This window comes from Serratia sp. 506_PEND, from assembly GCF_001076875.1.
Classification (GTDB): Bacteria; Pseudomonadota; Gammaproteobacteria; order Enterobacterales; family Enterobacteriaceae; genus Serratia; species Serratia marcescens.
On sequence record NZ_JVEL01000489.1, the window covers coordinates 1 to 13,360 of the forward strand.

Annotated in this window: 15 protein-coding genes and 1 pseudogene; 6 read left to right on the forward strand and 10 right to left on the reverse strand. The window is 59.7% G+C overall.

Features of this window, described 5'->3' with window-relative positions:
- The 3 genes from ADK28_RS19705 to ADK28_RS19715 form a co-directional block, all read right to left on the reverse strand.
- On the reverse strand, positions 1-696 hold a 696-nt coding region (locus ADK28_RS19705; RefSeq protein ID WP_048796452.1), incomplete at its 3' end, for an ATP-binding cassette domain-containing protein.
- On the reverse strand, positions 693-2,210 hold the full coding sequence (gene xylB, locus ADK28_RS19710) for a xylulokinase (protein WP_048796453.1): 1,518 nt from the start codon (positions 2,208-2,210) through the stop codon (positions 693-695). The genes ADK28_RS19705 and xylB, both read right to left, overlap by 4 nt.
- A 4-nt stretch (positions 2,211-2,214) precedes the next feature.
- The gene (locus ADK28_RS19715) at positions 2,215-3,249 is read right to left on the reverse strand and encodes an NAD(P)-dependent alcohol dehydrogenase (RefSeq protein ID WP_004932112.1); all 1,035 of its coding nucleotides are present in this window, start codon (positions 3,247-3,249) and stop codon (positions 2,215-2,217) included.
- 228 nt (positions 3,250-3,477) lie between these two features.
- Here ADK28_RS19715 and ADK28_RS19720 point away from each other — a divergent pair, with 228 nt between their 5' ends.
- The gene (locus ADK28_RS19720; RefSeq protein WP_028127467.1) at positions 3,478-4,032 is read left to right on the forward strand and encodes a D-lyxose/D-mannose family sugar isomerase; all 555 of its coding nucleotides are present in this window, start codon (positions 3,478-3,480) and stop codon (positions 4,030-4,032) included.
- A gap of 71 nt (positions 4,033-4,103) precedes the next feature.
- Positions 4,104-5,105, forward strand: coding sequence for a LacI family DNA-binding transcriptional regulator (locus ADK28_RS19725; protein ID WP_028127466.1), 1,002 nt, complete (start codon positions 4,104-4,106; stop codon positions 5,103-5,105).
- A gap of 23 nt (positions 5,106-5,128) precedes the next feature.
- On the opposite strand, the gene ADK28_RS33070 is transcribed toward ADK28_RS19725, so the two are convergent.
- Both ADK28_RS33070 and ADK28_RS19730 read right to left on the reverse strand, forming a co-directional pair.
- Positions 5,129-5,488, reverse strand: a complete 360-nt coding sequence (locus tag ADK28_RS33070) for a DMT family transporter (protein WP_239686268.1) — start codon at positions 5,486-5,488, stop codon at positions 5,129-5,131.
- The gene (locus tag ADK28_RS19730) at positions 5,410-6,081 is read right to left on the reverse strand and encodes a DMT family transporter (protein WP_239686267.1); all 672 of its coding nucleotides are present in this window, start codon (positions 6,079-6,081) and stop codon (positions 5,410-5,412) included. Before ADK28_RS19730 ends, ADK28_RS33070 begins: the two co-directional genes overlap by 79 nt.
- A 91-nt stretch (positions 6,082-6,172) precedes the next feature.
- Here ADK28_RS19730 and ADK28_RS19735 point away from each other — a divergent pair, with 91 nt between their 5' ends.
- Positions 6,173-7,027 carry a LysR substrate-binding domain-containing protein gene (locus ADK28_RS19735; protein WP_048796454.1) on the forward strand — a complete coding sequence of 285 codons (855 nt, stop codon included), beginning with the start codon at positions 6,173-6,175 and terminating at the stop codon, positions 7,025-7,027.
- A 109-nt stretch (positions 7,028-7,136) separates the two neighbouring features.
- On the opposite strand, the gene ADK28_RS19740 is transcribed toward ADK28_RS19735, so the two are convergent.
- Positions 7,137-7,433 carry a YciI family protein gene (locus ADK28_RS19740; protein ID WP_016927508.1) on the reverse strand — a complete coding sequence of 99 codons (297 nt, stop codon included), beginning with the start codon at positions 7,431-7,433 and terminating at the stop codon, positions 7,137-7,139.
- 175 nt (positions 7,434-7,608) lie between these two features.
- Between ADK28_RS19740 and ADK28_RS19745 the strand changes: the two genes are divergently transcribed.
- Both ADK28_RS19745 and tonB read left to right on the forward strand, forming a co-directional pair.
- Positions 7,609-8,262, forward strand: a complete 654-nt coding sequence (locus tag ADK28_RS19745; protein WP_015378073.1) for an epoxyqueuosine reductase QueH — start codon at positions 7,609-7,611, stop codon at positions 8,260-8,262.
- A 236-nt stretch (positions 8,263-8,498) separates the two neighbouring features.
- Positions 8,499-9,242 carry a TonB system transport protein TonB gene (gene tonB / locus ADK28_RS19750; RefSeq protein WP_016927510.1) on the forward strand — a complete coding sequence of 248 codons (744 nt, stop codon included), beginning with the start codon at positions 8,499-8,501 and terminating at the stop codon, positions 9,240-9,242.
- Between the two features lie 68 nt (positions 9,243-9,310).
- Here tonB and yciA read toward each other — a convergent pair whose 3' ends face one another.
- Both yciA and ADK28_RS19760 read right to left on the reverse strand, forming a co-directional pair.
- Entirely contained in the window at positions 9,311-9,739 is a 429-nt protein-coding gene (yciA, locus tag ADK28_RS19755; protein ID WP_004932085.1) for an acyl-CoA thioester hydrolase YciA, read from the reverse strand.
- A gap of 76 nt (positions 9,740-9,815) precedes the next feature.
- The gene (locus tag ADK28_RS19760) at positions 9,816-10,355 is read right to left on the reverse strand and encodes a septation protein A (protein WP_016927511.1); all 540 of its coding nucleotides are present in this window, start codon (positions 10,353-10,355) and stop codon (positions 9,816-9,818) included.
- Positions 10,356-10,576: 221 nt separating this feature from the next.
- On the opposite strand from ADK28_RS19760, the gene ADK28_RS19765 reads away from it, so the two are divergent.
- On the forward strand, positions 10,577-12,280 hold the full coding sequence (locus tag ADK28_RS19765) for a SulP family inorganic anion transporter (protein WP_048796455.1): 1,704 nt from the start codon (positions 10,577-10,579) through the stop codon (positions 12,278-12,280).
- 53 nt (positions 12,281-12,333) lie between these two features.
- On the opposite strand, the gene ADK28_RS19770 is transcribed toward ADK28_RS19765, so the two are convergent.
- Entirely contained in the window at positions 12,334-13,086 is a 753-nt protein-coding gene (locus tag ADK28_RS19770) for a YciC family protein (RefSeq protein ID WP_016927513.1), read from the reverse strand.
- Between the two features lie 34 nt (positions 13,087-13,120).
- Positions 13,121-13,360, reverse strand: a pseudogene (locus ADK28_RS19775) (YkgJ family cysteine cluster protein); the annotation flags it as partial.

Genomic DNA, 13,360 nt, shown 5'->3' on the forward strand with positions numbered 1-13,360 from the left:
GCCTTCATGGATATAGGCGCCGTCGCGGAAAATGGTGTAGCTGTCCGCGATTTGGAATATCTCTGACAAACGGTGAGAGACGTAAATAATGCCTTTACCTTTCGCCGCCAGTTGCTGAAGCGTCTGAAAGATTTTTTGCGCATCCTCCTCGCCAATCGCCGAGGTGGGTTCATCCATGATGATGATGTCGGCATTGGCATGCGACAGCGCTTTGGCGATCTCGACCAGTTGCTGCTCGGCGACGCTCAGGTTGCGCATTTTTTCTCGGGCGTCGATCTTGAAATCGAGTTCTTTGAGCAGGCTGGTCGTGCGCTGGTTGAGCGTCGCGAAGTCGACGAACCCCAGGCGTCTCGGCTCGCGGCCCAGCCAAATGTTTTCGGCCACCGTCAGATCCGGGATCGCGCTCAGTTCCTGCTGCACGATGGCGATGCCGGCGTTGAGGGCTTCCCGGGGATGATGAAATTCACAGCGTTGGCCATTGATAAAAATGTCGCCGCCATCGGGTTGAATAAAGCCCATCAGAATGCTGAGAAAGGTGGATTTACCCGCGCCGTTGCCGCCGCACAGGGCATGGATGGAGCCACGCCGCAGGCAAAACTCCGCATTCTTGAGGGCCACGACCGGGCCAAAAGCTTTCCTGACGCCGCTGACCTCCAGCAGGTAGGCGGGCGCTTGCGTCTGGGGATCTCGCGTCACAGTTGCACCTCCGGATAGGTCTGCTGCAAGCGTTGCAGGTACCGTTGATAAAGCGTCTCGTATTGCGCCTGTCTGCCGGCATGCGGCCGTGCGCGCGTGGTCTCATCCAGCGCAACGAAACGCCGGCACAGTTCGGCCAGCAACGCGCCGGCGTTCCGCTGCGGATCGTCGGCCAACGTCGTCGCCCACATCGCCTGAATGGCGCCGCCCAGCGCGGCGGTCTCTTTGGCTTTCAGACAGACTACCGGGCACCCCATCACGTCCGCGACGATTTGTCGCCAGGCGGCGCTGCGGGCGCCGCCGCCGGTGAGGCGGATCTCGCGCGCTTCAATGCCCTGACGGCGAAACAGCTCGATGCCATAGCGCAGGCCATAGGTGGCGCTTTCGACCACCGCCAGGCAGAGATTGGCGCGGGTAAAATTGTCGCTATCGAGGTTATGCAGACTGGCGCGCGCGTGGGGCAACGGCGGAACGCGTTCGCCATTGAAGAACGGCAGCATCTCGACACCGCCTGCGCCGGGCGAGGCCTGCGCCAATAAACCGTTAAAGCCGGCAAGGTCTTCGTCCAGCAGCGTTTGTACTGCAGTGGTGGCCGAGGTGACATTCATGGTGCAAATCAATGGCAGCCACCCATTGGTGCTGGAGCAGAAGCCGGCAATCATGTCCGATTCCGCCGTGACGGGGGCGGTAGACCAGGCGAATAGCGTGCCGGAGGTGCCCAGGCTCAGGGTGAGGGTGCCGGCCTCGATGTTGCCGGAACCGATGGCCGCCATCATGTTGTCGCCGCCGCCGGTCGATACCCGCACCGTTGGGCCGAGGCCGAGTTTTTCCGCGGCGGCGGAGCGCACCGTGCCGATGCAGCATTCCGCGCTTTTGAGCGGCGGCAGGGCCTGCCACAGGCGGCCGCTGTCGTCGATGAGATCGACCGCGGATTTGCTCCAACGACGGGTGCGCACATCGAACAATCCGGTGCCGGAAGCGTCGCCATATTCCGCTACGCGCTCCCCGGTCAGCCAGAAATTCAAGTAGTCATGGGGCAACAACACGGTGTGCAGTTTTGCCCAGAGCGCCGGATGGTGTGTCTTGAACCAAAGGATTTTTGACGCGGTATAACCGGTGGCGATCCGCAGGCCGAGTGTTTCCAGCGAGCCGTTGGCCCCGCCGAGCTGCTGCAGGAGCCGTTCGTTTTCCTCTGCGGTTTCGGTATCGCACCACAGCTTGACGCTGTGCAGCACGTTGCCGTCTGCGTCCAGCGGCACAAACCCATGTTGTTGGCCAGAGACCCCCAGGGCATGAATCTCTCGTGCATCAACGCCGGCGTTAGTCACGGCTTGGCGAAAAGCGATGACCAGCGCCTCAATCCACCAGTCGGCCTCCTGTTCGCGCCGGCCATTGGCTTGGCTGATGAGACGGTGAGGGGCGTTGCCCTCACCGAGGATCACGCCCTGTGTGCTGTCGACAATCACGACTTTCGTGCCTTGCGTACCGCAGTCTATGCCAGCATAGAGCGCCATAGGATCACTCCATTTCCAGCATGATTTTGATGTCCGAGGCATGTCCCGCCGCCGCGCGCTCGAAGGCGGCCACGCTGTCGGAGAACTTGTAGGTTTGGCTTATCAACGGCTGGACGCGCAATTTGCCGCTGCTCAACAGCCGCAGCGTGCGCGGGTACATGTTGGCGTAGCGGAAAATGGTCTTGAAGGTGATTTCCTTGGCCTGCGCGGCGACGATATCCATCGGCGCGGCATCGATCGGCATGCCGACCAGCACGGCGGTCGCTCCTGGCGCCGCATGTTCGGCCAGCGTAGCGATGGCCGGTTTGGCGCCGCTGCATTCAAACACGACATCGGCGCCATTGCCGCTGGTGAGCGCGGCCACTTTCCCCGCCAGGTCGCCGGTTTTGATATTGACGGCGTGCAGCCCCTCATAACTGGCCGCCACGGCGAGTTTTTCGTCAAACAGGTCGCAGATAATGACGTCCGAGCAGCCGCCCGCCAGCGCCGCGAGGGCGGTGACCACGCCGATCGGCCCGGCGCCGATCACCAGCGCGATATCGCCGGGTTTGATCCCGGCTTTGGTGGCCGCTTGCATGCCGATGGCTAAGGGTTCCACCATGGCGCCCTCAGCGAAACTGACGTTGTCCGGCAATTTGAACGTGAAGGCGGCGGGGTGGATGACGGTTTCGCGCAGGCAGCCGTGCACCGGCGGCGTCGCCCAGAAGCGCACGGCCGGATCAAGGTTGTAAATGCCGGCGCGCGTCTGGGCCGAGTTGAGATCCGGAATACCGGGCTCCATGCAAACGCGATCGCCGATGCTGAGGTGAGTGACGTTTTTACCTGTCGCGAGCACTACGCCGGAGGCCTCATGGCCGAGCACCATCGGGGCGTTAACCACGAACGGGCCAATGCGGCCATGTTGGTAATAGTGCACATCACTGCCGCAGATGCCCACGGAATGAATTTTTATCTGCACATCATCGGGCCCCAGCGTTTCGGCAAGCTGGACGTCCTCGATAGCGATTTCCCCCGCTTTGGCCAACACTAATGCTTTCATATTGCCTCCTGGTGAATCATTTTTATGGTAACGATATCATTTCAATGCGGCGATAGTGGGCTAAAGCGGGGGGTTAAACTGTGATCGATGTTGGAATTACTCGACGGGAGTTAATTTTGCTGGTGGGTTGTTATTCAATATGGGGATGAAGATCACAAAATCGGCGATGCAATGACGGTTTTAATATCAGTATGCTGATATCGATACCGTTACTTTGCAGGGGAAATGATGAGCAAACAACAACGTGCCATAGCCGCTACGCTGGAATACTTGCGCGAGGCGGACATTGTTCTGACCGAAGAAGAGCAGCAACGTATTGAAATTGCGACGTTTGGCTTGGCTGACTATCCCGTCTCAGGGCTGCAGCTGCTGACCTATGTCAACTCACCTCGGTATTGTGCGAAAGAGTTGGTGCTGTTTCCTGAGCAGACTTGCCCAGAGCATTTGCATCCTCCTTTCGCCGGCACGCCCGGCAAACAAGAGACGTTCCGTTGCCGTTGGGGCGAGGTGTTTCTGTTTGTCGATGACGAAAACCTGACGCTTAATGATGCCGGCGGCGAACCGGTATGCCGGGTGCCGGAGGGCGCGGAGCCTTGGTACACCTGCAATCGCTATATCCTCTTGCGGCCTGGCGAACAATACACCATCGCGCCCAATACCCGGCACTGGTTTCAGGCGGGGAAGCGGGGCGCGGTGGTGTCCGAGTTTTCTTCCGAGAGCCGTGACGAGCTGGATATCTTTACCGATCCCCGGATTAACCGCCTGGCAGGCGTAAACCATTAGCGCGACGATGAAAGTTCTGTCATGATGTTGTTAATGGTACAAAATGATAACCTTAAGCTAAGGAGCTGCATTTGGCGGTGGGGCGAGGACGGAAAGCGACGCTGGCTAGCGTGGCCGCACAGGCAAACGTCAGTAAAATCACCGCGTCGCGGGCATTTTCACAGCCGGACAAGGTTCATCCGGAAACGCTGCGCCGCATTCGGGAGACCGCTGCCGAACTCGGTTATGTGGTCAATGCTGCGGCGCGCAATCTGCGGGCGAAAAGCAGCAGAACCATCGGCATCGTCAACCCTGATATGGCCAACCCGTTCTTTGGAGGCCTGACGCGGTTGATGACGCTTGAAGCGCAAAAAATGGGATATGACACTCTGGTGTTCGATTCCTATGAGTCACAGGAAAGCGAAGACAGAATCATCGACAAACTGATTGGCTACAACGTCGATGCGATAATTCTCTCGGTCATTTCCAACGATCATCTGTACCAGCCTTCCTATCTAAAGCGGTTGGAAACATTGAATATCCCGGTGGTATTGATCGACCGTGAGCTGGACAATCGCCACTGCAGCGGAGTGTATATCGATAACCTGGACTGCGGCCTTCAGGCGGGGCGCTGGCTTCTGGAACAGAAAGCGCAGCGGGTGGTGGTGGTGTCCGGGCCGGAGAACTCCAACGTTGCACGGGACAGGGTTACAGGGCTGCAGGCGGCGCTGCAAGGGAAAGTGGCGTCGTTTGAAGTGCTGTATGCCGATTTCTTTATGGATGTCGCCTGGCAAGAGACGAGCCGTTGGCTGGCCAATAACCGCGCCCCGGACTTTTTCGTTGGCTGCAATAACCAGATCTCCCTGGGCATTATCAAAGCCTGCATCGAACATCGGCTGCCGTTGATGCAGGACGTGTCGTTGTTCAGCATCGATGAGGTTTCACATGCCGAGATCTACGGTTTTCATTTCCCGTGCGTGTCACACGACTTGCAAGAGATCGCCTGGCAAGCGTTGAATCTGGCGATCCGTCGCATTGCCGACCCCGAGATCAAGCCGGGCAAGGTGGTGGTACGGGGGAAACTCGTCGCGTAACGGCGCCGCCATTCGCTTATCCGTCATTTTTCAGCGTGTTGCGCTGTTTTGGGCTCATCACGCCCGGCGGGACGGATGAGCAGCCACAAACCGCTTCCTGCCGCCGCCGCGCCTAGCAACATGGGCCAGGAAAGAGGTTCATGGAACATTAACCCTGCCCAGCAGAAGGTGACGAAGGGACTGAGAAACAGCAGGCTCGTCACGCGCAGCGCAGAAGTGCGCCTTAGACAAAACCAGTACAGACCGTAGCCGGCCAGGGTCGCCAGTAGCGCGGTCCAAAGCACGCCGATCACAAACCCCGTCGTTACCGTTGGCAGCAGCGGGCCTTCCGCGCCGGCCATGGCGGCGAAAGCCAGCGCGGAAACCGCGCTTTGTATCCCCAGCGCGGCTGNCTCATTGCTTGCGTTCGCGGCAGCCGTTCCTGCCACAGCGTTGCCAGCGCCAGCGACAGCATCCCCGCCAGCGGCAACAGGTAGCTCCACAATGGGGCGTCTCCCCATGAGATGGCGCTGCCGGTCGCCAGCGTTACCCCGCTAACCCCCAAGGCTAACCCGGACCAAACGCGGCCATCGGGCAAGCGGCGTTGCAACAGCATGCTCAGCAGCGCGGTGCCGAGCGGGAGCAAATCGGCGATGAGCGCGGCCAACCCGGCCGGCACGCCATATTCGATGCCTTTGCTGACGCCGGTCAGGTAACCGGTCATGGCGAGCAACCCAATCCCGGCGTGAACAGCTATTGTCAGCGGAGATGCGCGCCTGATGGCGCGCAGACTAAGCGGCAGCAACACGAACGCGACCACCACGCAGCGCCAGAACGCCACCAGCAACACCGGCGCGTAATCGGCGGCGAAGCGGATGCCGACGAAGCCGGAGCTCCAGGCCACGATCAGCAGGATCTCGGCCGCAGCCAGCCAGAGGGCGGCTCTGCCGCGATGTTTGCCGCAGCGGGAAGAGGGGCGAAATGGTGCCAGGGACATGATGGTCACCTCCTTTCCGCCCGATGGTAGTGAGTGGCTATAATTTAATAAATCGAATAATTTTCGCCCAGTTGTTTAATGAGGTTAAATCATGCGGCCGACATTGGATATCGATCTCTTACGCACTTTTCACGCTATTGCGCGTTTGGGGCAATTTCGCGCGGCGGCGGCATTTGTCAATCGCAGCCCCGCCGCCGTGAGCGTGCATATCCGGCGCCTGGAACAGGTGGCGGGCGGCCGCCTGCTGGAGCGTGACAATCAGTCCGTGGCGTTGACGCCATTGGGAAACAAGCTGCTGGCCTCGACGCTCGGGCTGCTGAGCGCCCATGACAATATTCTGCGGGAACTGCAGGGCGCGCCGCTAAGCGGTCATATCAAATTGGGCTTGCCTGATGAGTACGCTTCTCATGTGATACGCCATATTTTGCCGCGTTTTGCCGACAGTTTTCCCGCGGTAGAGCTGGAGGTCTCTACCGCTGCCAGTCAGGCGCTGGCGGAACAAGTTGGCCGTAATCGGCTGCATCTCGCGCTGGTGGTTCAACCTTCGGGGAAACAGTGCCAGACACCGCTCGCGGTGACTGCGCCAGTGTGGGCCGGAGGCCGTTCGCTGGCGCTGCAGGCTAACCGGCCACTGCCGCTGGCGTTGCATGCCGCCGATTGCCCTTATCGTGAGGCCATGATCGATGCATTGACCAGGGCGGGAAGGCACTGGCGGGTGGTTGTGAGCAGCCCGTCGGCCAGCGTGGTGGCGGCTGCCATCGAGGCGGGATTGGCCGTCACGCTGCTTGACCGCGCACGGGTTTCGGCGGCGATGCGGATACTCGACGAATTGCCGTCGGTCGCACCACATGAAGTGCAACTGCTCCGTTCTGCCACGGCCGCCAGCCAACCGGCGGTGGCGATGCTGGAAAGCGTCATCGGTGAGTATTTACGGGGGGGAACATGAATATCGGCCGCGTGGGGAAGACGAATCGAGCACGACGGTGACGGAGAGATGTGGCTAGCGCCGGGAACGCTGTATCGCGGGGCGTTCCCGGTATTCGGAGGGCTGGAGATCAGAACACCTGTTTGAACGGTTTCACCGTCACGTCGGCATAGACGCCGGCGGCGACGTACGGATCCTGCTGCGCCCAGGCCTGGGCTTCTGCCAGCGAGGCGAATTCGGCGATCACCGTCGAACCGGTAAAGCCGGCGGCGCCGGGATCGTTGCTGTCGATGGCCGGGTTAGGGCCGGCGACCACCAGGCGGCCGGCGTCGCGCAGCGCCTGCAGGCGCGCCAGGTGCGCCGGGCGCACCGCCAGACGGTTTTCCAGCGAGTTGGGGACGTCTTGCGCGTAGATCAGATAAAGCATGTTTCACCTTTAAAATCATGGCTATAAAACGGTGCTACCAAGGTAGCGCAAAAGGCGCGGCAGGGGAACGGCATCGGGCGAATTTCCCCGCGGATTGGCGCTTATGCCTTGAAGCCGCTACTTTTTATTCGTATAGTGCGGCGCGCTTAAACTGATATGCCATTGAGGTGAGGACATGACGGAACTGGTAAGGGAAAAACTCGATTTGCCGGCGGGCAAAAACAAACTGCTGCTGCATTCATGCTGCGCGCCCTGTTCCGGCGAGGTGATGGAAGCGATTCAGGCCTCCGGGATCGAGTATGCCATTTTCTTCTATAACCCCAACATTCACCCGCAAAAAGAGTATCTGCTGCGCAAGGAAGAGAACATCCGTTTCGCCGAGCAGCACGGAGTGCCGATTATCGATGCCGATTACGACACCGACAACTGGTTCGCCCGCGCCAAGGGGATGGAGAATGAGCCGGAGCGCGGCATTCGTTGCACCATGTGTTTTGACATGCGTTTCGAGCGCACGGCGCTGTATGCGCATGAGCATGGTTACGACACTATCTCCAGCTCGCTGGGCATCTCGCGTTGGAAGAACATGCAGCAGATCACCGACTGCGGCATCCGCGCGGCGGAAAAGTATCCCGATCTGGTGTACTGGGATTACAACTGGCGCAAGAAGGGCGGTTCGTCGCGCATGATAGAGATCAGCAAGCGCGAACGCTTCTATCAGCAGGAATACTGCGGCTGCGTCTATTCGCTGCGCGACACCAACCTGCACCGTAAGGCGCAAGGGCGGCCGCTGATCAAGCTGGGCGTGCTTTACTATGGCGATGAAGAATAACGCTGACTCACCGCAATTAACCCGCTCCGGCGGGTTTTTTACTTTTTGACGCCTGGCCAAACGTTAATGAAGCGTGTCGCTCCGGCGGTAAAAAAGCAACGGCCAGGTTAATATCCTTATGAGTTTGCTGGTTTTAGCCGCGCATACTGACGATTAAAGCGATAGTTTGCCTTTCGTTATTGAATATGATTGCTATTTGCATTTAAACTTGGCGAACCAGAGGAAACAGAATCATTATGCCGCTAAAAAAGATGTTCCTTAATCGCCGTATATCCGTGCCTTTCGTCTTATCCGTAGGCCTGCACAGCGCCCTGGTGGCGGGATTGCTTTACGCTTCGGTAAAAGAAGTGGTGGAGCTGCCGAAGCCAGAGGACGCGCCGATCAGCGTCATGATGGTCAACACCGCCGCGATGGCCGAACCGCCACCGCCTGCGCCGGCCGAGCCGGAGCCGCCGCAGGTCGAACCTGAGCCGGAGCCAGAACCGGAACCTATCGTGGAGCCGCCGCCGAAGGCGATCGTGAAGCCGGAGCCGGTCAAGCCGAAACCAAAACCTAAGCCGAAGCCGAAGGTCGAAAAACAGGTCAAACCGGAGCCGAAAAAAGTCGAGCCGCGCGAACCGTCGCCGTTCAACAACGATTCGCCGGCCAAGCCGATCGACAAAGCGCCGGTGAAACAGGCGCCTGCCGCGCCGGTGCAGGGCAACTCGCGCGAGGTCGGGCCGAGGCCGATCAGCCGCGCCAATCCGCTCTATCCACCGCGGGCTCAGGCTTTGCAGATCGAAGGCAACGTGCGGGTACAGTTCGATATCGACAGCGACGGGCGCGTCAGCAACGTGCGTATCTTGTCGGCCGAACCGCGCAATATGTTCGAGCGTGAAGTGAAGCAGGCGATGCGTAAATGGCGCTATGAAGCCAAAGAAGCGAAAGATCGCACCGTCACTATCCGCTTCAAGCTGAACGGCACCACCGAATTGAACTGAGTTCGGTCACACCAAAAAGAAAGGGTCGCCTCGGCGACCCTTTTTGCATTTGCGGCGCAGCCGCAGGCTTACTCTTCGAAGCCGACGCGGAAGTTCATTTTGCCCTCGGGCAGCGCGCGCGAGTTGCCTTCCGCATCGACCGCCACATAGGTGAACACCGCTTCGGTCGCCCGGTAACGCTGGCCGATCGGGGCGGAAGAAACTTTCTTTACCCACACTTCGATATTGATGGTGATCGAGCTGCGCCCGGTGCGGATACAGTGCGCATAGCAGCAAACCACGTCGCCTACCGCCACCGGTTTCAGGAAGGTCATGCCGTCTACGCGCACCGTCACCACGCGCCCTTCGGCGATCTCTTTGGCCTGGATGGCGCCGCCGATATCCATTTGCGACATCAGCCAGCCGCCGAAGATATCACCGTTAGCATTGGTATCGGCCGGCATCGCCAGCGTGCGCAGCACCAGCTCGCCGCTGGGTAAAGGTCGTTGTTGTGTCATAGCAGTCTGCTTTTAAAAGGAGGGAATAACATCATACTGCCCGCGGCAAGCGCCGCAGGCATTAACAATTTTGTAACTATTTTTTCTGTTCTTCCGGCATGTGCCGGTAAATATAGATACCGCTGAGGAGGGTGAAGACCAGCGTCAGTACCGTCAGGCCAAAGACTTTGAAATTGACCCAGACGCTTTGCGGCAGCCAGAAGGCGACATAGATGTTCGCCAGGCCGCAGGCCAGGAAAAAGATCGCCCAGGCCAGGTTAAGGTTGCTCCACACTTTGTCCGGCAGCGTCAGCTCTTTGCCCAGCATGCGCTGAACCAGCGGTTTTTTGAGCACCCATTGGCTGATCAGCAGCGCCAGCGCGAACAGCGCGTAAATCACCGTGACCTTCCATTTGATGAACAAATCGTTGTGGAACACCAGCGTCAGGGTGCCGAACACCAGCACCATCAGGAAGGTGATCAGCGTCATCTTCTCGACCTTGCGGTATTTCACCCAGGTGAACACCAGCGCCAGCGCGGTGGCGACAATTAACGCGCCGGAAGCGACGTAAATGTCGTACAGCTTGTAAAAAGCGAAAAAGACAATTAGCGGGAGGAAATCAAGAAACTGCTTCATAAATCAATCCATCATCTGTTCATCGGCCGACTATACCGGATTCGGCGAGCTCTGTGTACCGCCGGGCGTTGCCGATTATCGGCGTTTGGCCGGCGGATTTCTGCCGCGAAAGCAGGAATTTGCATAAACTTACGCAAGAAAGCGCCGGCAGATTGCCAGCGCGGGCCGCAGGCCGCATAGTAAGCGTCATAATAACCAGATAATTTACCGCGGAAAACAACATGCAGTGGAAATCTCTCCAGGCCCTGACGCCTGGTTTGACGCATTTATTGGGCTATCAACGCAGCTGGCTCAAGCCGGATATTCGCGCCGGCCTTTCCGTCGCCGCCGTCGCCCTCCCGGTGGCTATCGCCTACGCCGAACTGGCCGGGGTCAGCCCGGTAGTGGGGCTCTACTCCTGTATCTTGCCGATGATGGCCTACGCGCTGTTCGGCTCGTCGCGCCAGCTGATCGTCGGGCCCGACACCGCCACCTGCGCGGTGATCGCCGCAGTGGTGACGCCGCTGGCAGCGGGCAATATGGAACGCCATTGGCAACTGACCATTATGATGACCGCCATGATGGGCGGCTGGTGCCTGCTGGCCAGCCGGTTCAAGCTGGGGGCGCTGGCGGATTTGCTGTCGCGGCCGATCCTCAGCGGGCTGCTGAACGGGGTGGCGATCACCATTATTGTCGATCAGATCGGCAAGGTGTTGGGGTTCACGGTGCGCCCGGCACAGCTGATCGAGCGCATCTACGCGCTGCCCGGTAACTTGCTGCACAGCGACTGGCTGACGATGGCGGTGTCGTTGCTGACGCTGGTGACGCTGCTTGGATTTAAAAAATGGCGGCCTAACTGGCCGGCGCCGCTGTTCGCTATCGTGCTGGCGGCGTTCGTGACCTGGGCGGGCGGCCTGCAGCAGCATGGCGTGGTGACGGTGGGCGGTTTCAGCGGCGTGCTGCCGATCGTCCAGTGGCCGGACTTCCAGCCCGGTTTGCTGCGCGACATGGTGATCCCGGCGCTTAACCTGGCGGTGGTGAGCTTTGTCAGCATGATGCTCACCGCCCGCAGCTTCGCCGCCAAAAACGGTTATGAGGTGAACGCCGACGCCGAGTTTCGCGCGCTGGGGCTGGTGAATATCGTCTCTGCGCTGTCGCAAGGTTTCGCCATCAGCGGCGCGGATTCGCGCACCGCGGTGAATGATGCCAACGGCGGCAAGAGCCAACTGGTGTCGATCATCGCCGCCGCGGTCATCGCCTTTGTCTTGCTGTTCCTGATGGCGCCGCTGCAGTTTATTCCGGTGGCGGGATTGGGTGTGGTGCTGATGTATGCGGCCTGGTCGCTGCTGGACATCCGTGGCATCTGGATCTTGCGCCGTCGCAACGCGCAGGCGTTCCGCCTGGCGCTGTTTACCTTCCTTAGCGTGCTGTTGGTGGGGGTGATCAGCGGCATCGGGCTGGCGGTGTTGCTGGGGCTGATGCAGTTTCTGCGCACCGTCTTCCGGCCGACGGAACAGCTGCTGGGCGTCAACGATGAAGGCATGATCCATTCCATGGGCAATAACAATGGGGTGAAGGCGGTACCTGGCGTCATGATGTATCGCTTCAATTCGCCGCTGACCTATTTCAACGTGGCGTATTTTAAACGCCGTATCCTCAATTTGGTGGACGGCACGCCGTTCCAGCCACGTTGGGTGGTGGTGGATGCGGTGGCCAGTTTCACCCATGCCGATATCAGCGTGCTGGCGGCCATCGACGAACTGAAACGCGACCTGTTACAGCGTAACGTAAAGCTGGTGCTGGCGGGGCGCCGCACCGAGCTGACGCGTTGGTTCCGCATCAACCGCTTAGGGCGCGATAAAGAGTTGATTTTGGTGCCGGATCTGTATCTGGCGCTGAAGCTGATTCAGAGTAAGGAGCAGGCGGAAGCCGCCGTGGTGGGGTAAACAAAAAAAGGGGCGCGCCGAAGCGCGCCCCTTGGTTTTTGCTGACGCCGGCGTTAGCCGCGCAGCAGCATATACAGCCGGAACAGGTAGATCAGCAGCAGAGCGGAGACCAGATTGCTCAACGCGGTCAGCACCACGCTGGCGACGTTCGGCGTCAGCACCGACAGATGGCTCACCAGGAACAGCACCAGCAGCTTGGCCGCCAGCCACAGCATCATCGCCGGCACCAGCACGCGCGCATTGGCGAAGGCCAATTTGCTGCTCAGCTTGAGCGAAGCGAACACGCCTTTTTTATCGACGGAGGCGATCACCGGCGCCAGCGCGAAGGCGATCGCCATCAGCACGCCCGGCACCACAAACAGCGTCAGGCCGAGCTGGATCAGCAGGGTGCAGATAAACAGCAGCAGCAGCAGGCGCGGCAAGTCGGGCGCCGAGGCGCCGAGCGCGCGCAGGGCGCTGGTGCGTTGCCCTTGCGACACCAGACGGATCAGCGTCAGCATCCCGCCGACCAGCAGCACGTTGCCGACCAGCGCAGAGAAGGTGGCGGCCGCCGACACTTTCAGCAACACCATCTGCTGTTCCGGCGTCATCTGCTGGATCACTTCCTGAATGCCCATGCCGGTAGACGAAGCAAAATCGCTGGTGGTGGCAGCGAGCGTCGCCAACTGTTCGGCATCAGGGCTGAAGGCCTGATTCAGCAGCACGGAGATAAACGCCGTCAACAAAGCCAGCATCAGGATGCTGGCCAGTTGGTTGCGTAAAAAGTTAAAACTGTCACGGTACAAAGCGTTGGCCGTGATAGGCATGCAGACTCCTTGGCGTCGGGAAAACAGAGATAAATCAGTGGGTGATTGTACCCTGTTCCACGCCGCTGTGGCACCCCGCGAATTGCACTACGCCTATTTCTTCAACGATCGTCGCGTCAGACAGCGATAGCGGCAAGGGCACCGGCAAGGGCGGCAGGCCGTAGCGTTCCCGGGCGCGATCGCAGGCTTCGTTGCGCAGGCCGTTTTCACCGGACTGATCGAACTCCCTGCACGGGCTGGGCCGATTAAGGTAGATCGAGCAGGAAACGGCTTT